At 58.1% G+C, this 19,976-nt stretch carries 18 protein-coding genes; 10 read left to right on the top strand and 8 right to left on the bottom strand.

The window, feature by feature from the left end:
• Positions 1–169: 169 nt before the first annotated feature.
• Both RAD10_RS14920 and RAD10_RS14925 read right to left on the bottom strand, forming a co-directional pair.
• Entirely contained in the window at positions 170–826 is a 657-nt protein-coding gene (locus RAD10_RS14920) for a response regulator transcription factor (RefSeq protein WP_461618094.1), read from the bottom strand.
• A gap of 544 nt (positions 827–1,370) precedes the next feature.
• Entirely contained in the window at positions 1,371–2,603 is a 1,233-nt protein-coding gene (locus RAD10_RS14925; protein ID WP_461618095.1) for a helix-turn-helix domain-containing protein, read from the bottom strand.
• Between the two features lie 1,933 nt (positions 2,604–4,536).
• On the opposite strand from RAD10_RS14925, the gene RAD10_RS14930 reads away from it, so the two are divergent.
• The 7 genes from RAD10_RS14930 (at position 4,537) to RAD10_RS14960 (ending at position 9,957) form a co-directional block, all read left to right on the top strand.
• Entirely contained in the window at positions 4,537–5,310 is a 774-nt protein-coding gene (locus tag RAD10_RS14930) for a heme ABC transporter permease (protein ID WP_461618096.1), read from the top strand.
• Positions 5,311–5,317: 7 nt separating this feature from the next.
• Entirely contained in the window at positions 5,318–5,470 is a 153-nt protein-coding gene (ccmD, locus tag RAD10_RS14935; RefSeq protein WP_461618097.1) for a heme exporter protein CcmD, read from the top strand.
• Complete coding sequence (locus tag RAD10_RS14940) at positions 5,467–6,090, top strand: DsbE family thiol:disulfide interchange protein (RefSeq protein ID WP_461618098.1); 624 nt, start codon at positions 5,467–5,469, stop codon at positions 6,088–6,090. The genes ccmD and RAD10_RS14940 overlap by 4 nt, the downstream gene beginning before the upstream one ends.
• A gap of 199 nt (positions 6,091–6,289) precedes the next feature.
• Complete coding sequence (gene ccmI, locus RAD10_RS14945; protein WP_461618099.1) at positions 6,290–6,988, top strand: c-type cytochrome biogenesis protein CcmI; 699 nt, start codon at positions 6,290–6,292, stop codon at positions 6,986–6,988.
• Positions 6,989–6,991: 3 nt separating this feature from the next.
• Positions 6,992–7,444, top strand: coding sequence for a cytochrome c maturation protein CcmE (ccmE, locus tag RAD10_RS14950; protein WP_461618100.1), 453 nt, complete (start codon positions 6,992–6,994; stop codon positions 7,442–7,444).
• A 42-nt stretch (positions 7,445–7,486) separates the two neighbouring features.
• Positions 7,487–9,484, top strand: coding sequence for a heme lyase CcmF/NrfE family subunit (locus tag RAD10_RS14955; RefSeq protein ID WP_461618101.1), 1,998 nt, complete (start codon positions 7,487–7,489; stop codon positions 9,482–9,484).
• Positions 9,481–9,957, top strand: coding sequence for a cytochrome c-type biogenesis protein (locus RAD10_RS14960; RefSeq protein ID WP_461618102.1), 477 nt, complete (start codon positions 9,481–9,483; stop codon positions 9,955–9,957). The genes RAD10_RS14955 and RAD10_RS14960 overlap by 4 nt, the downstream gene beginning before the upstream one ends.
• Positions 9,958–10,052: 95 nt before the next feature.
• Here the strand turns inward: RAD10_RS14960 and ccmB are convergent, their stop codons facing one another.
• From ccmB to RAD10_RS14980, 4 genes are all read right to left on the bottom strand, one after another.
• Positions 10,053–10,715, bottom strand: coding sequence for a heme exporter protein CcmB (gene ccmB / locus RAD10_RS14965; RefSeq protein ID WP_461618103.1), 663 nt, complete (start codon positions 10,713–10,715; stop codon positions 10,053–10,055).
• Between the two features lie 130 nt (positions 10,716–10,845).
• Positions 10,846–11,472: a heme ABC exporter ATP-binding protein CcmA gene (gene ccmA / locus RAD10_RS14970; RefSeq protein WP_461618104.1), complete on the bottom strand. Its 627-nt coding sequence runs from the start codon at positions 11,470–11,472 to the stop codon at positions 10,846–10,848.
• Positions 11,473–11,840: 368 nt separating this feature from the next.
• A complete protein-coding gene (gene hemA, locus RAD10_RS14975; RefSeq protein ID WP_461618105.1) occupies positions 11,841–13,106 on the bottom strand; it encodes a 5-aminolevulinate synthase in 1,266 nt (421 codons plus the stop codon).
• 332 nt (positions 13,107–13,438) lie between these two features.
• Complete coding sequence (locus RAD10_RS14980; protein ID WP_461618106.1) at positions 13,439–13,618, bottom strand: hypothetical protein; 180 nt, start codon at positions 13,616–13,618, stop codon at positions 13,439–13,441.
• Between the two features lie 575 nt (positions 13,619–14,193).
• Between RAD10_RS14980 and RAD10_RS14985 the strand changes: the two genes are divergently transcribed.
• The 3 genes from RAD10_RS14985 (at position 14,194) to RAD10_RS14995 (ending at position 16,613) form a co-directional block, all read left to right on the top strand.
• Complete coding sequence (locus RAD10_RS14985) at positions 14,194–14,868, top strand: cytochrome P460 family protein (RefSeq protein ID WP_128935402.1); 675 nt, start codon at positions 14,194–14,196, stop codon at positions 14,866–14,868.
• Positions 14,869–14,879: 11 nt separating this feature from the next.
• Positions 14,880–15,449: a cytochrome P460 family protein gene (locus RAD10_RS14990; protein ID WP_461618107.1), complete on the top strand. Its 570-nt coding sequence runs from the start codon at positions 14,880–14,882 to the stop codon at positions 15,447–15,449.
• A gap of 69 nt (positions 15,450–15,518) precedes the next feature.
• The gene (locus RAD10_RS14995; RefSeq protein ID WP_461618108.1) at positions 15,519–16,613 is read left to right on the top strand and encodes a DUF7482 domain-containing protein; all 1,095 of its coding nucleotides are present in this window, start codon (positions 15,519–15,521) and stop codon (positions 16,611–16,613) included.
• A gap of 694 nt (positions 16,614–17,307) precedes the next feature.
• Here the strand turns inward: RAD10_RS14995 and bfr are convergent.
• Both bfr and RAD10_RS15005 read right to left on the bottom strand, forming a co-directional pair.
• On the bottom strand, positions 17,308–17,796 hold the full coding sequence (gene bfr, locus RAD10_RS15000) for a bacterioferritin (RefSeq protein ID WP_461618109.1): 489 nt from the start codon (positions 17,794–17,796) through the stop codon (positions 17,308–17,310).
• A 388-nt stretch (positions 17,797–18,184) separates the two neighbouring features.
• Positions 18,185–18,895 carry a caspase family protein gene (locus RAD10_RS15005; protein ID WP_461618110.1) on the bottom strand — a complete coding sequence of 237 codons (711 nt, stop codon included), beginning with the start codon at positions 18,893–18,895 and terminating at the stop codon, positions 18,185–18,187.
• Between the last annotated feature and the right edge of the window lie 1,081 nt (positions 18,896–19,976).

Below are 19,976 nucleotides of genomic sequence, written 5' to 3' on the forward strand. Positions count from 1 at the left end.
TAATGCGGAGCTTCTGAATAGTTCAAGGCGGCTTTGGCACATCAGAACGTGCTTAAGGCTCATTGCGCTCGACTGGCAGCAGCAGGGCTTTCCGCGCGCGACAAAGCGCATCCGTTGGTTGCGCAAGCAACAACGTTCTTTGCTGATGGAAGCATGCCATCTTGAACGATCAGGGCCCTGGCGACTTTACGCCGAGCGTCTCCGCCATTTTGACAAGCTCGGCTAGCGACTGCGTACCCATCTTTTGCATCACATGGGCGCGGTGCGCCTTCACGGTGATCTCAGCCACGTCTAGCTTAAAAGCGATTTGCTTGTTCTTTAGGCCAGTGGTCACGAGAGCCAACACTTCTCGCTCGCGCGGGCTCAATCGCTCGTAACGCGACTTCAGGTCCGTGAGCCGCTGCTCGGTCTTCCGCCGCGTTCGATCACGCTCTAGCGCGATCGTCACTGCATCCAGCATGTCTTGCTCTCGGAACGGCTTAGTCAGAAAGTCCACGGCTCCTGCCTTCATCGCCTTGACCGACATCGGAATGTCGCCGTGGCCAGTCATGAAGATGATAGGAATTGAAGCGCTCTTTCTCGACAGCTCCGTTTGCAAATCGAGGCCACCCAATCCTGGCAATCTGACGTCAAGTACGAGGCAGCTCACCACGTCGGCGAACAAGTCGGCTTCGAGCAGCTCCGCGGCTGACCCAAACAGCTTGACCTTGAACCCGACCGAGCTGAGGAGAGCTCCGAGTGAGTCGCGGAAATCCTTGTCGTCATCGACAACGACAATAGTCGGCTCCCCCGCTACCGCAAGCGTTCGAGTAGAATGCTGCGCCACTAGTGCTACTCTCCCGACACGCGACCAAATGGGTGTGCAAAATATCACCTTCGCGAACGTCATTCAACGCATGACACCGCCCGAGTTCCAGAGTGGAACGCCACAGGTGGTGGCCGCGAGAAGTTCGTCAGATCGATGGTCGCCGGCGCCCCAGATCGCGGAGCGCCCTAGAGGCGTTTGCGAGCGCTGTGGCGGAGCGATTGCCTCGCGGGCTTTGGGTTTTGTGCGTTCTCTTCGCCAAGAGTCTTCCGGCTCACCGAGCCAAATGACAAATCGACCTTACAGTTGCTGGCGGCTATGGGAGCATCGAGTAGGCCGAGATCTCCGGTTTGGTGGGTGTTAAGTGGTTTGGCGGCTTGAGGATTTACGTGCGTTGGGGGGACTCTCGCGAGAACGGCTGCGCCTGGGCCGTCGCTCCTAGATACATTTCCTTACCAGGGTTGTGAGCTGCTAACAGGCAGCGAAAGCCTGATCGCTCTCATCCCAAAATGACGCCGAGATGCCTCCATCTTCCGATTGGGGAAGCTGGTAGCGACGTCTCAGGTCATTCTTCACTCATGCGAGGAACCAAGCTCCGGCGGTAATCGGCGGGGGCGATCCCTGTCGCCTTCCGGAACGCCGTCGCGAACGCGTTACGACTGTTGAAGCCCACCGCCCGACCGATTTCCGACATCGAATCCGATCGCCCCGCAAGCAGCAACTTCGCGTGCTCAACACGCTCGTTGGTTTGGTAGCGATGTGGTGGCACCCCGAGAGATTGCTTGAATACCCGGCAGAAATGATGCGGGCTGAGACGCACCAGCTGCGCCAACGTGCGGATCGGTATCCGTTCATTGAAATGCTCTCGAATGTAGGTGGTGACAAGTCGTTGCTGCCACGGTGCAAGGCCACCTTGGAGTTGAGGTTTAATGCTGGGCAGCCCGCAAGTTAAACGTAAGAGTTCGTGTATGAGCAGAGTACCGAGGCTGCTGAAGTAGAGTAGGTCTGCTGCAGAGCCATCGACGAGCGTCTTCAGCTTGAGTGCGGTGTGGCACAGCGTTTCGTCCTCGAATAGCAGGCGAGGAGCTGCCGATGCTTCAGCGAGACCTAGCGTAGAAAGGTCCACCAGCTTGTTCGGTTCGAAGTAGAAGTACATGAGCCGCATCTGCGACCCGCGCAGCTCGTGCCAATCATGAAATTCGTGGCCCGCCGGCACGAATGTCAGTTTCCGCTCGAGGTTTCGGAGCGCAGATCGCGGCAGACCTTCCACGAATGTCTCTCCTTCACCGCGCTTTCCCTTCTCGTACATCACGAGCATATGGACTGGGGCCCGAAAATGATTCTGGATTCTACCTCGTCCGGTGAATCGCAAGGATTCGGCCGTCATGCCATGCCCATTTACCTTGAAGCGTGCCACAGTGTCGGAAGGAGAGATTTCAACGACGGGATGGATCACGTCCGCCACGAGGTGACCATCTGATTGGCGAATTGTATCAAAAATGGAGCAGTCATGGTCGCCTTCAAAGTTTCGGGACGGGGTTATCGGGAGCAACGCTTGCGATCTTGAAAGCTGTTGCAGATCGTCAGGGCCACGCGGCGAACGGCGTAGCGTCGTCGAATTCTTCCGTAAACGGACTTGGTGGAGTTCGGCTCCCAGTTTGGAGGTCGGAAGTAGTAGGGGGCCTTCTGGCATGGCTTCTCCTGTTCGCTCAAAGTGGGTTCGTGCTGTCAACTGACCGTCATTGGCTAGACGCATGGGGTCGACCTCCGGGTGCCCATTCAGGACGCTTTCATCCATTCCATTGTCTCGGTGTTTCTGCGTGGGCACTAGGCCGAGCGTCGGCTTTCTTCGCCCGAATCCGCGACGAACGGCTGGAGGTGAGCATGCCGTGTGATACCTTGGTCCTCAATTGCACTCGCATTTGCGCGTCTGACAGGAAGGGCCAAACGGGGATAAACTTTCGCGGAGCCGAGCTGCGACTTTCGTATATCCCGGCTTCGACTTAATTCACGCGGAGCTTCACATGGCCAACTCGGAGTTCTGAACCGTCGTGCGCGCCCCCGAGTTGGTTGGATGTCCCTCAGGATCGCGCGCATGCTACGGAGAAACACAAGACCAGAAAGACCGGGCGGCGGGTCTAACCTGCAACGACTGTTCTTCAAGCGCCTATTGTTTGGCCTGAACCCAATTTTAGTGCAGCTTTGGTTAGCCGCGCCGGCTAGTCAGGCCTGTAGCAAATCAATAATTCCGTACGCCCTACTTGGAGGCAAACTATGCCGTCGCCGAGCAAACTCGTCAGACACGGCAATTCATTCGGAGGTGGTAGATCATCGCGTCCGCCCGAGCTTGCGACTTTGTGGCGAGTGCAATCGAAATGCGTCCCTAATCGTCGCGGTCACAACATCATAGGCCACTATGTGCTTATCGTGATTGGTGCGAGATAGTTCTCATGAGTTCGGTCACGGGTTTGATTTTGAAGATGCGTGGCCGATTCTCGAAGGAGGCAGTGGTACCGCGATGGCCGTTTAGAAAAGTACCCTTGATAGCGGTCCCGTGGCCTGCATTTTCTATCCCGGCCCATGACACCCGCGAAACCGATTGCTACGCGGACACCCCTAACTCCCTCCGTACTGGTCTTGATCGTAGGCCTGCAGGATGCGGACAAAATCGGCCATGCTGGATTGGTCCCGATTTTCGGCTATAGCCTCAAGTTGTGTGTTGGGCGCGGGCGGGCTCCCTCGCCAAAACCAGATTAGGAGATCCACGATGTTTTCATGGCCGGCTCTCCGCAGCGAACCGTCGAAGTAGAGACACTTGCGAGATCGGCGACGCACGTTTCAATCAGGGGAAAGGTCGGTCGGGCGCTACGCCGCCGACCTTATCCTGCAACTGCCTGCTCGCGGGCCGGTTCCGTTGGTTTTCATTCCGTATCAACAGCTAGCACGGGTCGTGTGATTGACGCCATTGGGCGCGGGTATCAAGTGACAGTACAGAGGTATTGGTCGAATCAACGACAGTCTAATTCCGAATGGGCGTAGACAAAAGAAGGCCGCCTGCGTTGCCACAAGCGGCCGAAGTCTAGGGAGGCGCCCAAGGTGGGCAGCGATGGGGGGAGGACCATCGCAGCCTCATACATACGATGATCGCGATCGCCGGCTCAATTGAACGCCGGTACAGGTCAGCCATCCAAATGCAGCAAGGGTCCTATACGAAAGGTCAAGACGCTCGCCGCTCGGCGAACCGCTTCTACTGACCTAAGCCGTTAGCTTACCGCACTACACATCGAGGTAATCATAAGTGCCGCCTCCGGATCAAGCGGCGAGCCAGGAGCACGGATAGACGTTGAGTGCTTCGACCGTTACCACGACACGCATGCGTCAGACGCGAGGCCGCTTATCCAGGTGATCGCGCATCCCCAGACGCTTTCCACATCCTCAACGCCAACTACGTGACTGCACAACACCGAGCCTCAAAGCGTAGCCAAATTCGCTTCGTGCAAAATCAGCGTCAAGGATCAAACCTCATCGGGCGGATGTCTCGATAGATATGTCTAAACTCTGACCTTCGGGCATTGAAATGATAACTGAGGGTAATTTGCGAACCCGTGCTTCCTGTGATGCAATACTCATCTGCTTGCAAGCGACCCGAGAGCAGAGTCCTTTCGCGAGCCGCGTTCGGAAGCGAGCGAATTCCCCCCCGCCTGCAGGGGTAGCTTCGAGGAGAGCGAAATTTGAAGCTGAGCTTTAGCGCCTATAGCAATCCGGGCAACTTCGTGCGCATTGCCGCAAAGCTGCTGCCTTTGCTTTGGGGTTCGACAGCCGTCGCGTTCGCGATTGGTCTATTTGGAGCGTTCGACGCGCCCCCCGACTATCAGCAAGGTGAGACGGCGCGAATAATGTACATCCACGTCCCCGCCGCCTGGACAGCGATGCTTGCCTACACGTTCATGGTGGTGTCTGCGCTCGGATCATTGGTATGGCGTCATCCGCTCGCCGATGCGGCTCAAAAAGCGGCCGCACCCCTAGGCGCAGCTTTCACTTTCATCTGCCTCGTCACGGGCTCGTTGTGGGGTAAACCAATGTGGGGCACATATTGGGTCTGGGACGCACGGCTCACTTCCATGCTGGTTCTGCTTCTCATTTATCTCGGTCTCATCGCGCTCTGGCAGACAATCGAGGACCCGAGTAGAGCGGCACGAGCAGTTTCGATTATGACCCTGGTGGGTTTTATCGACATTCCGATTGTGAAGTTCTCGGTTGATTGGTGGAACACGCTCCACCAGCCGGCGTCGGTGTTCCGGATGGAGGGCTCGGCGATTGCTGGCTCGATGCTATGGCCGCTGATCGTTATGGCGCTCGCATACACGCTCTTGTTCGTGACGCTCCACGTTATGGCGGTTCGCAACGAGATCATGCGACGCCGAGCCCGGCGGCTTGCGATCACGCTGGCGGTAAATGGCGAGGCGGTGATGGCTCGTATGCTGCCTGCCGAAATAGCTTCCTGAGCAGACTATGTTGCGGCATGACGGATTCATCATGGCGGCGTTTCTGGTGACGGGCACTGTTCTAGCTGGAATGATTGTAGCAGTGCTTATCGACTATCGCTTTCAGCGCCGTACCTTGTCTCGTCTTCTTGATCACTCGGATCGGCGTGGTCGCGCATGAGCAACATCCCGGCCTCAATTCACCTATCATCGGGCGCCAGGCTGCCTCGACGCCGAGTGGCCCGCTTGTGGGTGGTTATCCCTTTATTGGTCTTCTGCGGCATTGCGGCACTACTTCTAGTGCGGCTCGGGGCCGGAGACCCCTCACTCGTGCCCTCTGCTCTAATCGGCAAGTCAGTACCGCAATTTGCGCTGAAGCCGCTCGAAGGGCTTTCAACATCCGGTCCACCCGGCTTGTCGAGCGCAGATTTGCGGGGAGGGCACGTGACAATCTTGAACGTGTTTGCATCATGGTGTGTTGAGTGTCGGGAAGAACAAGGAGCCCTAATGGCGTTGGCGAGCGACCCGACGCTGCAGCGACGGGGCGTGAAACTCACCGGCATTGTGTACAAGGATGATCCCAAAAATGCGCTGGCCTATCTCGCCGCTCACGGCAACCCGTTCGCACAGGTCGGCACTGACCGCTCGGGCCGAACGGGAATCGATTTCGGTGTCTATGGCGTTCCCGAGACCTACGTGATCATGGGCGATGGCACAATCGCTTACAAGCTGGTCGGTGGCATCTCGGACGCAAGCCGGCCTGGTTTGATGGCCGCGATTGCCGAGGCGGAGCGTCCATGACGGCTCCATTGCACTCCGCGATGGATGCAAGAAGGATCGTTTCGTGTCTCGGCGTCGTAGGGCTCCGTGCGCTTACATTGTTCGCAAAGTCCGCCCGGACAATGAAAACGGCACAGTCGGTTAGCCCGAGCTTCAACGGCGGCCGATGCCAGCGGGTGGTGCGATATGCGGTGGCGAGGACGAACGGAGGTCTTGAAACGTGCTGTGGGCCATTTTTGCAATGATGACGTCGTCAGTCGTGCTGGCGCTTGCGCGGTCGCTTTCCGAGCGACGCGAGGCCTTTTGCGCTCACGATCCGAATGTGACGTTCTATCGCGATCTTCTGACTGAAGCGGATGAAGACGTGCGCTGCGGACTGCTAGCATCTGAAGATGCCCTGACGACTCGCGCCCAGATCGAGCGCCGGCTGCTCGCGTCACTCAACTCGGCATCCGAGGGCCGGCCGCATGCGTCCCGTCGTGGAAGTCAGCGACGCGCCGCGGCGGCTTTGGCAATCGTTTTAGTGCTGCCGCTCGTCGCGCTCGCGTCATATCTCCAGGTCGGAGCTCCCAGCCAGCCTGACATGCCGATCGCATCGAGGCGGACCAATGGAGATTTTAGCCTCGCCGCCGCGGTTCCTGATATCGACGCCGGCGAAGCCCGAGCTAACATTGCAGTGTTTCCTCCGGAGCAACGGAGCAACGCGATCCGCGCGATGGTAGCGGAGCTCGCTGAGAAGCTCTCGAAGGACGGCCATCACCTTCAAGGATGGCTGCAACTTATTGGGTCTTACGTGACATTGGGTGAGCGCCAGAAGGCCGAGGCGGCTGTCGCAAGCGCACGGGCTGAGCTAGCAGGCGATGCGCAAGCGTCGACCCGCGTGGATGAACTCGCCAGACAGCTTCATTTAAAGGAGTAGATCTTGACGCGAAAGGGCAGGCGCCTCGTTATCATCAGCGCAGCTGGCTTCACTTTGGCGATCGCGATAGGGCTCATCCTGTTCGCGTTGCGTGACAGTATCGTGTTCTTTTACGGTCCGAGCGAAATGGCCGCAAAGGCGCCGCCGTCAGGGACACGGCTGCGCATCGGCGGCTTAGTGAAACGTGGCTCACTTACTCATCAGGGATCGTCGACTGTCGTCTTCGCGGTGACAGACCTAAAGCACGACATCAAGGTCAGCTACACCGGATTGTTGCCGGATCTCTTCCGGGAAGGACAGGGCGTCGTCGCCGAGGGCACCGTGGAAGGACCGAGCCTTTTTCATGCCGACACCGTGCTAGCAAAACACGACGAGCGATATATGCCCAAGGACCTTGCTGACAAGCTCAAGCAAGAAGGCACTTGGCGCAACGAAAGATCTGCGCGAGCGCAATAGCGCCGCGCGCCACGAAACATCCCAGCTGATGGGACCGACAAGATGATCATCGAAACCGGACATTACGCGCTCGCTTTAGCTCTCGCCGTCGCGCTGCTTCAATCAATTCTGCCGCTCTGGGGAACCCGTACGGGCGATTCGGCACTTACCTCAATCGCGGTCCTTGCCGCAATCACCCAGTTCCTACTCTTGGGTTATGCCTTCGTAGCACTGACTTACGCTCACGTGGTGTCCGATTTCAGTCTCGTGACGGTCGCCGAGAACTCACTCACCACCAAACCACTTATATACAAAATCGCAGGGGTCTGGGGCAATCACGAAGGATCGATGCTGCTTTGGGTTCTGATTCTCGCGGTTTTTGGAGCGGCGGTGGCGATTTTCGAGCGCGGCATGGCGAACGAATTGCGCGCGAATACGCTAGCGGTCCAAGGCTGGATCTCCCTTGCCTTCCTCTGTTTCATTCTGTTTACCTCCGATCCCTTCTTGCGACGATTTCCTGCGCCGTTTGAGGGTCAGGACCTCAATCCGCTGCTTCAAGACCCGGGCCTTGCCATACACCCGCCGCTCCTTTACGTCGGCTATGTCGGTTCTTCGATCGTGTTCTCCTTCGCGGTAGCCGCGCTGATCAGTGGCCGACTAGACGCCGCTTGGGCCCGCTACGTTCGGCCTTGGATACTGATCGCCTGGATCTTTTTGACGCTTGGCATCGCCATGGGGTCGTACTGGGCTTATTACACCCTAGGCTGGGGCGGATTCTGGTTCTGGGATCCGGTCGAAAACGCGTCACTGATGCCCTGGCTTGCGGGCACCGCGCTCCTCCATTCGGCTGCTGTCATGGAGAAGCGTGAAGCCCTCAAGATTTGGACACTATTCCTGGCGATACTTACGTTCTCGCTGTCGCTGCTGGGTACGTTCCTCGTGCGCTCCGGAGTACTGACCTCCGTCCATTCGTTCGCCAGTGACCCGGCTCGCGGCGTCTTCATCTTGGTCATACTGACCGTATTCATCGGCGGGCCACTCGCACTCTACGCGTGGCGCGCGCCGTCCCTGAGCGAGCGTAGCGTGTTCGCACCCTTTTCACGCGAGAGCGCGCTGGCAGTCAACAACCTGCTGCTGACCACCTGCTGCGCTACGGTTCTGACCGGCACGCTCTATCCGCTCGCGCTTGAGGCGCTGACGGGAGACAAGATCTCGGTCGGCGCGCCGTTTTTCAATTTAACGCTCGGCCCGCTCGTAGCGCCTATCGTTCTGCTGATGCCGCTCGGTCAGTCGATCGCCTGGAAGCGCGGCGACCTGCTCGGCGCAGCACAACGGGTGACGGTCGCAGCCTTGGGTGGTCTTGTAGTCTCCATTGTGCTCGTTGCCGTCATCCGAGGCGGCCCCGTCTTCGCCGCAGTCGGTCTCGGCCTCGCCGTCTACCTCATCGTCGGTTCGTTCACCGATGTGGCATCTCGTATCTGGACACGTGGGCAAGGCGGCCGGGTTATGCTAGCCCGCGCGGTCGGGTTGCCGCGCTCCGCCTGGGGTGCGGCGATCGCTCACGCCGGCCTTGGCTTGACACTCATGGGCTTGGCGGCGACGGGGTGGGGTGTGGAGCGGATCGCGACCGTCAAGTTAGGCCAGAGGATCGATCTCGGCCCTTTTCAAGCCACCATCGAGAATTTTCGATTGCAGCAGGGCCCGAACTACTCCGAACTCGTTGGCCATACGGTCATCAGCCAGGGCGGCGCATACGTGACCGCCGTCGAGCCAGCCAAGCGCAGCTTTCCCACACGACAGACAACCGTCACCGAGGCGGGGATCGTAACGCTGAGTTTTGGGCAGATCTACATTTCGCTTGGGGACCGCCACGCGGATGGTTCGATTGATGCGCGCCTGTTCTGGAAGCCGCTCGTGACGAGCATCTGGATCGGTGCGATCATTATGGCGTTTGGAGGAATGGTGTCGTTGTCCGATAGACGCCTCCGAATTGGCTTCGCGCGCCGCGCGGCTCGCCTCCGCGTCGCCGACAGCCGCGCAGCGCCGGAGCCCGCCGAATGACGTGGCTTCGTCGCATTCTTCTGCTTTCGATCGTACTCGCAAGCGTGGCCCCTAGCTTGGCAAGGGCGGTTCAGCCGGATGAAATCCTGACCAATTCGAAACTTGAGGCACGCGCGCGCGCTATTTCCGCCGGACTGCGCTGTCTGGTCTGTCAAAACCAGTCGATCGACGATTCCAAGGCAGAGCTCGCGCGGGACCTTCGCCTGCTCGTGCGCGAGCGCCTTAAGCTCGGAGAGAGTGACGAGCAGGTCCGTGCTTTTCTGGTAAAGCGTTACGGAAGCTTTATCCTGCTGAAACCGCCACTCGACCTGGAAACCGCTCTCCTTTGGGGAATGCCGGCTTTCGTGCTCGTAGCGGGCGCCATCGCTCTCCTGTTCGGATTGCGCCGCCAGCAGTCCACGCCAGCCGCACCATTGAGCCAAGCCGAGCGGGATCGGCTTGCCGCTGTGTTTGACTCCGATACCCCGCTATAGGCCCTCCTGAGGTCAAGCGGTCTTGGCTTCGGGCAAGGCCGAAGTCGTTCCACGTAGGGTGCCCTGAAAGAAAACTCAATCGTTGTATGCCGTCATTATTCTCCCGCGCTACGAAGTGCTGCGGCCGCAGCTATCGGAGCGAGCGCGATGGACGAGAGTCCGAGCGCGCAGAGGACCAAGAACGGTGTCAAAAAGGGCGTTGTGGCACTTTGCGCCGCGGAGACACCGAAGATCAGCACCGGCACGGCTAGTGGTACGACGAGGATCGATAGCAACAGACCACCGCGCCGCAGGGTGACAGTAAGGGCCGCCCCGATCGCCCCCAGAAAGGTGAAGGCCGGCGTGCCAACCAACAACGTTGCTGCTACCGATCGAAGGGCGGGACCATCCAAATCCAACATCAGGCCAAACAGAGGCGAGAGCATAACGAGCGGCAGCCCCGTCACAAACCAGTGAGCCACGCACTTCACAAGAACAATGAGTTCTAGGGGCGCCGGCGACAGGAACATTTGGTCCAGCGAACCGTCCTCTTGATCCGCCTGAAACAGACGGTCGAGGCCCAATAGACTCGCGAGAAGTGCCGCTATCCATAGAATTGCTGGGCCGATCCGCGACAGCAAACGCAGGTCAGGCCCGATCGCGAAAGGTACGACCGTCACGAGACTGAGGAAAAAGACCAGACCGAGAATCCCGCCGCCACCGATGCGGCGGGCTAGCATGAGGTCGCGAAGAAAAACGAGGAGGAGAATACGGGTCATGGTGCCCATCCGGTATCGCTGTTGCGTTGAGACCGCTCCACTGAAATCGGAAGCGCAGCGTAATCTCTTCTTTCCCGACCTCGAGACAAACAGCTACGTGGGGTGCGACCGCACTTCAGCGAAATGGCTATCACCTGGTTCCAAGCCTGACTTGGAATGTCTCTGGCAGACCAAGAGGTTCGTGGGTCGCGGCCAGCGTCAATCCTCCGCTTTCGAGATGGCTCGCGACGATAGCCTTCAGCAAGGCGCGCGCGTGCCGGTCGAGCGCAGTTAGCGGTTCGTCGAGCAGCCATAGAGGGCGATCGACGATCAAGAGCCGGGCCAATGCGACACGGCGACGCTGCCCCGCGGAAAGATAACCGACTGGCAGATCGAGAACGTGGGCCAACTCCATGCGGTCCAGCGCCTGTAACGGGGTTCGCCGGTCTCGCCCCAAAAATCCCAGGCCGATCTCGAGGTTTTCGCGGGCGGTCAACGCCGATTTCAGCCCGTCGAGATGGCCCACGTAGTGGAGGCGTTCTGCCAAGGGCGCCGAATCCGCGGCTTCGGACTCCACCCAAGACATGCGACCGGATCTCAGTGGAAAAAAACCGGCGATCGCCCGCAAGAGTGTAGATTTGCCCACTCCGTTGGGACCCGTCACTTCGGCGATTTGGCCCGAGCCTAGTCGCAAAGATATCCCGCCGAGCAGGATGCGCTCGCCACGCGCCACGGACAGACTTTCGATCAGTAGATGGGATCGCTGCCTAATATCCATGTTCAGTCCTCGTTGTCCGTTGTTTCGTTGTGATCGTTTTCAACGAACCCTTATTTGGAGGGCTTATCGAAATGAACGACGGTTCGAGACAAACGTGTTCGAGCGGCGACGTGCGGGAGAACAGCCCAGTTCGCTCTTCGGGGCTGCCAATTAAACGGATGCGAGCCAGATTGTGAACGTTGAGGGCAGGATGTGCCACGCGATCGCCTGTACAAACGTGAAGCGATGTTGCATTGCCCAACTTGCTGCCTCGGCTGCACGACCGGTAACGCCCGACGCCCTTCCCTTGTACGCTGCGCCGTCGGTTAGCCGACGCCCCGCCGACGAAGCCGGGTAGGCGATCGCGGGAGCGTTCCCAATCACGGCTCTCAGTAAAGAGAAAGGGCCTCCCAGGTCTCAGCGAGCGCAGCTGCGAGTTCAGCTATATGGGTATCCGTGTGGTATGGCGACGGCGTGATGCGCAGCCGCTCCGTCCCACGCGGGACCGTCGGATAGTTGATCGGCTGGATATAGATGTCGTGGCGCTGTAGAAGGCGATCGGCTGCCGCCTTGCACAATTCCGCATCGCCGACGATCACAGGCACGATGTGGGTTCCGGTCCGGAGAACCGGAAGCCCGGCGGCTTGGAGCGCCTCTTTCGTTGCAGCGGCCTGTCGTTGGTGTGCTTCGCGCTCGGCAGACGAGTGTTTCAGATACCGAACAGATGCACGCGCTGCGGCGGCAATCGGTGGAGGGAGGGCGGTCGTGAAGATGAATCCGGGCGCGAAGCTGCGCACCGCATCGCAAATAGATCGCGACGCCGAGATATAGCCGCCAATGCAGCCAAATCCCTTGGCGAGAGTACCCTCGATCACCGTCAAGCGGTGCATCACACCCTCGCGCTCGCTAATTCCGCCGCCGCGAGCGCCGTAGAGGCCGACGGCGTGAACCTCATCAAGGTAGGTCATCGCCCCATACCGCTCGGCAAGGTCGCAGATTGCGCCGATCGGCGCCACATCGCCGTCCATTGAGTAGACCGATTCGAACACGACGAGCTTGGGGCGGCTTCCCGCCTCGCGAAGCAAGGCCTCAAGGTGACCAAGATCGTTGTGGCGGAAAATTCGCTTTTCGCAACCTGATTGGCGGATGCCTTCGATAATCGAATTGTGGTTGAATGCATCAGAAAAGATTACGCACTCTGGGATCAGCTTACCGATCGTGGAGATGCTGGCCTGGTTCGATACGTAGCCGGAGGTGAAGACGAGACTGGCCTCCTTGCCGTGCAGATCAGCAAGTTCGCCCTCTAAATCAACCAAGGGCGAACTATTTCCCGCGATGTTGCGAGTTCCACCTGCTCCTGCACCGCAGCGGTGTGCCGTCGCGGTCAGCGCGCTCACGACCTCAGGATGTTGTCCCATGCCCAGATAATCATTCGAGCACCAAACCGTGATTTCAGTAACCGATCCGTCGAGGCGGCGCCATTTGGCGGTTGGGAAGCGACCGGAGACGCGTTCGATGTTAGCGAAGACGCGATAACGTTGTTCTTCGCGCAGGCGCTCAAGAGAGCCACGAAAATGGTGTTCGTATGTTTCGGCCGCACAATTGACGGCGCCCCTAACGAAGGTTGCGGTGGACGTCGTCAACGCTCGTTTCATGCACAACATGTCCGCACACGAATGTGTGTTCGTACACGAATGTCCATTACCGGAGCTTCCGTGCGCTGGATGCTTCGCTTGACGCTCAGCCGATACGTCGAGATCTTCCATGTCAACCTTCCCTATCCGTCGCTCGAGCATAGGTCGACCATAGCCCATCACGCAGAGCGCTTCGCACTCGTCTCAGTTATGATTTTAAAATCCTCCGGTTATGATCGAGCGCCGCTTCCGAGGCAGCTCAAACTTAGGCTAGCCTCCTGTCCTGTTTGCATGGTGCGCACGCCGCCCGGACGCAAAATCCCCCTGGTCGCGACTTGGTCCCGGAAGCTAAGTCAACTGTATGACCAGATCAGCAAGATCAGCGAGATGGTTCGTCGCTCACCGCATTCTAAGATGCCGCCCAGATCATAGTCCAAGCCGCTCGATGGCTGTTCAACAGTGAAGAGCTGGGCGATCCGGATCGGCAGCCGGTTCGAAGTGAACAAAGAGCGCCAGCCGACTGGTAGTGTCATGCACCCATCGTTTGATGTAGGAGGCCTCTTCAGCGCTGGCGCGGTGAGGTGTCGCCAGTCGAGACACTATGCCTTCTCGCGAAGTGCCTCCACCAACCCGCTGGACATTAGCTCGTAAGCTGCGGTGACGCGACAATGCTCGGAGTAGGCAGAGGCGAGCCGCGAGCGAGTTGACGACGCTAAAAGGGATTGAGTGATCGGGGCTCGGTATCGGCCGAGAAACTGCACTGCCCCGTTCGGTGGGATCGCGTGCGACATTTGGAACAACAAGAATTGGACACTCAATTGCCCAATCTGCAGATGAGCAAAGAGTCTAGCTCATCAGCAAGGACTGGACATGGCCATTAGTCGCAACTCACTGCGCCGCGTTGCGAGGGAACAGAAAAATTCGATGATCAAACATCGATAGTTCGAGAGTGCGTCATTTCCATCGGGCATTGATTTCATGCCCCCTTGTTGCTTTCGCACTTGGGCATCCACGCCTAGTCTGATCTGCGCGTAGTTAATGAGACCATCTGCGCAAGAATGCAGTCATTGCCTCATCGGCAATATTGAGCTGTCATAGGAGAGAGATCATGAGACGCACCGTACTGGCACTTTCCGCGGTCCTTGGCGTTGGCGCTCTAGCAACCGCAGCCTTCGCGCAGCAACCACAGCTTCCGCCACCCGACGATTGGCACGCCACCGGCCGCTATCTTCCTGAATACACGAAAGACGGGGACCTTATTCTGCCAAAAAACTTTCACGAATGGGTTTACGTTGGATCGCCACTGACGCCCAACTTTTTGAACCCGCCTCAAGCAAACTTCCCGGAATTTCATAACGTGTATATCGAGCCCGGTTCTTACGATATTTACAAGAAAACGGGCGTCTTCCCTGAAGGAACAATCTTCGTGAAGGAATTGCAGCTTATGCAGCCTGCCACCAATCCGGACGGTTCGAGTACCGCGCCATCGGGAAAAGGATTTTTCCCGGGGGCGTTCAACGGAGCGGATGTGACCGTCAAGGACACCGAGAGATATAAGGCAAGCGACGGTTGGGGTTATTTCAACTTCAATCACCACGAACCGAAAGCGGCCACTGCCAAAGTCCGGCCGGTCGAGGAATGCGGCTACTGCCACATCGCAAGCGCGAAACGGGATGACGTATGGACGCAGTTCTACGCGCTGCTCGACCAGGTGCCGCTACCGCCCGGCCAGAGTGGCTCCAAGAAAATGCCGCCCAGCGAGAATCCGTCTATCAAAAAGTAGGGACAACCGTGATGAAAATTCTCAGAAGTGCGGCCATAGCGTCCGCATCGTTCATCGCTGTGAGCGTCGGCTGCCTAGTATCCCAGGTCGTACCTAGCCAGGCCGCCTCTGCGCAAGAACAACTCGTCGACGGGGCAGGCAACATGCATATCCCGAAGAAGTACCGAACGACCTACGAATTCCTTGGGAGCTGGTCTGTTGCAGGTGACAAAGGTGCTAAGGAGATGCACGTGGTCTATGGGTCGCCCGGAACTGCGGCAGCTTATCGGACGGCTGGCAAATTTCCCGAAGGTTCGATCCTGGTGAAAGAAGTGTACGCCGCGGCGACTTCGGAAATGACGACTGGGACCGTCAGCCATCAACAAAGCCTTAAAGGATGGTTCATGATGGTGAAGGACGGCAAAAACAGTCACCCCGATAATAAGTTGTGGGGCAACGGTTGGGGCTGGTCCTGGTTTGACGCGGGTGACCCGGTGAAAACGACCTCAACCGACTTCCGCTCAGATTGTCTAGGTTGCCACATCCCTGCCAAAGCGACTGACTGGATTTATGTTCAAGGTTATCCTGGACTCAAAAAGTGACAGGCCCTCGGCGAACTAGCGTCAATGTCACGTGTGCATAACCAGACTGGATGCAAAGAAGGTAGCGTCATGAAGCCCAGCGCGAAGCTCGTCAGATGCGTTTGCGGATCGATGGTGATGTTTGTGGTGTCGTTTTCGACACCTCATGTAAGTCTAGCGGCCGATCCAGCTGCTGGCAAAAAGATCACGAAGCAATTTCTTACGTCGGGCCAGGTGGACCTAGTACGAGAGGTGGTGACGCTACCGCTCCATCGCGGCCGTCTTGCCTCGGGAGAGACCGTTTGGTTCGTTCTCACCGACGTAAGCGATTACGATACTTCGCAAAAGATGGGACTTACGTGGGCGCCGAGTCTCACTGATGCCAAGGACCTGAAGAGCACACGGGTTGCGGAAATGGACGACTCGGGTAACTTCACCTTTAAATCAGGGCGGGTCGATTTCTCACCTTCGCAGAAGTTGGTCGGAGGGGACGCGCCCAGTTTCTTTCCTCCTAAGACAGCCCGAGCCGGATCTATTGGGGATGCGCACTACAGCCCACTGGTGCGGGTATCCAATAGTATGAATATCGTTTTCAATGCGCCGATCATCGCGTTCGATGTCGGGCCGGACAAAATTTCATTCTGCAACGGCAGCCCTGACTACTCCGTGGTGACGGACTCCGTAGCAAGCATCTGTCCTGATAAGGGCACTGTCGACTTGAAACTCCGGTCTGGATTCGCGAACGGAAAACACCTGCGTTATCTTAGTTTTGACGCAAATTCCGAGGAGTCGGCGACCCTTGAGGCGTCCACCTTTGCGCCTGCGGAAAGCGACATTCTTCAGAGCGGCGCGATCGAGGTGATCTACACGATTTTGAATGGCAACATGGGGGCGAAAGATCCGAATCGCCAGGGAATCAACAGTGCTATCAAGGGAGAGGGGCCTTCGCTCGACATCCTCGCGCACTTCACTGAGATCAGCGCCGGGTACTCCCCGATGTGGGACGTACGACTAGCCGAGTGGACCAAGGAAGCTATCGAGAAGGATCAAAGGAAACTGATCACTGACGGTGACGATCTTGAATCCAAAAGTGCGGCGGGCTTACTGGTGAGCCCTGCGGGAGGGCCGGTGAAGACGACGGGGAATCTAGTGAATTGTCCGGTTGTAGGCTTCACCAATGAATAGCCGCTCGATCGCATAATTGCGGCTCCCCTGCGAACGCGAGGAGCGCAATGTCTCTTCGCCATGGAGGCTTCCTTCCAATCGACGCGTCCCAAGGCCATGCCATACTGCAGGGTCTATGCTCCGGCGGGCCTCGCGACTGGTGGCTCGCGAAAGACGGGTGCCGTTGATCTCAGTCCACGCATAGCTTTGCATAAGGGCCAGCAGCTCGATACCAACGGACGCTGCGGGTCGGTCGGCAGTCGGGGCGGCGACGCGTGTAACACCGTCGCTCCGGCCTCACCAGTCACAGAGGACCGCGGGGCGACGACTCAAGAGCCAATGTTAGCGCCACATGCCGCAAGCGAGGTCCGTATCGCTCCGGCGCCCGATGCGCCCTGTCGATCGTGTCGACCCTGGTCTGTGGTGATACCGGTCGCTGAACGGCCGCGCCCGAGAATGTCTTAGTAAGAACCGGATGGGAACGTGCAGGGTTCATCGAAAAGGCTGTAGCCCTTCAGGCCGCCTCAAGTGAGCAGGCTAGGATGCTCTAATTGCCAGTCCGCGAGGCTCGCATCTGTCGCATCGATGCACGTACGTTCGCACTGGGAAGGAGGTTGGTCCCAGCCTCTCGCTCGTTTGCTGGACCCGGCCTCGCAGCGACATCACACGGCCGCGGCGAGAGCGCGTACGAGCAGCTGCGGTGTGGCGCGAAAGTTCAGTGCTCTTCGGTCTTGAGCTCACCGACATGCTTCTGGGTGTAAAGTTCGAGCCCGATGCGGTTGATCAAATCAAGCTGTGTCTCGAGGAAATCGATATGGTGCTCCTCGTCCATCGTCAGGTTCTCGAAGAGGTCGCGGGTGACATAATCCTTCACGGAATGACAATGCGTCGCCGCCTCTTGGTACAGCGCCCGCGCGCTCATCTCGGTGGCGAGATCGCAATCGACGATTTCCTTGACGTTCTGGCCGATCCGCAACGGATCGAGCACCTGCATGTTGGGAAAGCCTTCGAGGAAGATTATCCGGTCGGTGATGCGGTCAGCGTGCTGCATCTCCTCGATCGATTCTTTGCGCCAAACATTGGCCATCTCCAAGAGGCCCCAATTGGCCAACAGGCGGTAGTGCAGCCAGTACTGGTTGACGGCGGTGAGCTCGTGACGCAGCCCCTTGTTAAGATACTCGATGACTCTGGGGTCGCCCTGCATGATGGCCTCGAAGGCTTATGGGATCTCGGCCATTTTAGCTTAGAGCGCTCCTGAGTAAAATCAAGCGAGCAGGTATCCGCCCAGGGCACGAGACTGAGAGGCATCTGTCCCGCAAATCCAGGGAATTTTGGCTCTGCGGGCGCGATTTTCGTTCATCCAGCGGTAATCTGTGATCTGCGCCGTGCGCGTTCTGTACGCCGCAACGACGATGGTTTTAAGGGGCGCACTCAGCGATCGCATTCAGCGCGGCAGCCGGGGTAGAACGGATCTATTCGGCATCGCGGTGCATCCTCGTCAAAGTTTCAAAAAAGCTGGCGGCAATTGAACGGCGCCCTCCATGGGAAGAGAGCCTTGAGCTTTAAGTCTGGAACCGGCTGAATCTGTATGGTCACTGGTGACCACTAGCCGCAGAGCCAACGGAGTACGCGGGAGCGCCGCTCTGCGCCGGCGAAAGATGGAAACTCTCGGTTAGCGTAGATGACACAACTGGAATCTGTTGGCCCTGGGTAGCAGCCACCACCGCGTTTCGAGTATCATTGAAGACCTCCTTGATCTCCCTCGAGGCTTCCATCTGCATAAGAAGAGCATTCATCAGCTGACTATGCAGTCCTTCAAGGTCTTCAACTACTTCTCCAGGCCCGGCTGAGCTCAGGACAAGTGCGTTCTCGGCCGGTGGAATGGGTGCTAGCCCATGTGAATAAGTCCTAAAGCGTCGCTCGTACGGGTTGCGGCGTGAGGCCTCAATGACTGCGAGCCTAACGCGAGCTCCGGAAGTTTTGAGTTGTGAAAGGAGGCGGTCGATGCTTACGCCTTGTCGACGAACATCCTCTTCACTCCAGATCGTCGCATCGATAGGGATTAGGTAATTTTGTCCGTCAGACTGGATGCCGTAACCACCGAAATAAACCAACACAACTGAGTTCGAATGTAGTCGTGTCTTTAGACGATCGATTGCGCGGGTCAACCCGAGACGCGTCGTATTCTCAAGTGCATCGACCAGAAAGCCGTCCTCGCGAAGAGCATTTGTCAAGGCTTCCGCATCGCGTGTTATTTGGGGAAGAGGAAAGTCCGCATCGGGATAGGCTGAATTGCCAATCACCAACGCCAGTCGACTAGCATCGAGGGGCGTGGCGTGGCCCGGCCAGATGGACTCGCTCGTGGACCGAGGTGTGTCCGGCCGCATCGTCCCGTCGGAAGCGGCTGAGAGCAAGCTAAGCAAGACCGCAACGACGGCTAGTTTGGGAGATCTCATTCCATTATGGTTCCCGGCTCACCGAAGAACATTCCCTTCCGTCTCGCATAGCGGCGACGGCTTTCGCGCCAGTGTCCAGTCGGGTGCGGGCCGACGTTGCGTTTTCAATTGCGTCGCGCCGTCCAATAGCCTGAGCAGCGCGCCGATCCTGAGTGGCCGCTCCAGGTCCCTCGACCGGAGGCCGCGAACAGCTTGCCCGCACCCGCGGCATATTTGCCTTGGACCGTCACGGAAGCGCGAACTGCGCCCGACTTTGCGACGTAACCTCGAAACTTCACGAGATTCGGATGCGTGACAATCCCGTTGGTCACATCGACAGTAAAGCTGTAGCTAGGATCGCAGGTTCCTCGTTGCGTCACAAAGACGAGGTCCCAAGAGCCGTCGTAAGCTGAGCGACCGTACGTTGCCGGTTCGGTGGGATGACCCGGTCGGCCCCTTAAGTGCACGTTCGTCGTCAATGCCGGCATCGCCGCCTTGATGGACGTATTAATGATGGGGACAGCTGACGATTTGGGCGGGGCGGCAATTGCGATCGGTACCGCAATTGCGACCGCAGACGCGCAAATGCGAAGTTGAGCCTTCATGGCAGATCCTGTTACAGTTGAGCCCTGCGGGGAGAATGACATTGCAACGCCGGTGAGTGAAATTACCTCTCGCCATGAAGTCGATAGACGACCATTATTGGCGGACCGCTAGGTGAAGCAACAGTCAGAAGCGCCACCAATTGCTGGCCCAAGGGGGTAGAAGTCTCTGCGGATGCGGCAGCTGTCGTCGTTCATCAACAGAGTGAGAAACGCGTTGTCTTCAACGCGAGGCGCGACGTAGTCATCGTGGGAAGTTGGCACGCGCAACCTCAATTGCTGTTCTCTAGGTCCGGCATCCGATCACCATTTGGTTAGTCTGCTGATGGTGCCGGCGAGACGTGCTG

The organism is Bradyrhizobium sp. 23AC (assembly GCF_054863025.1).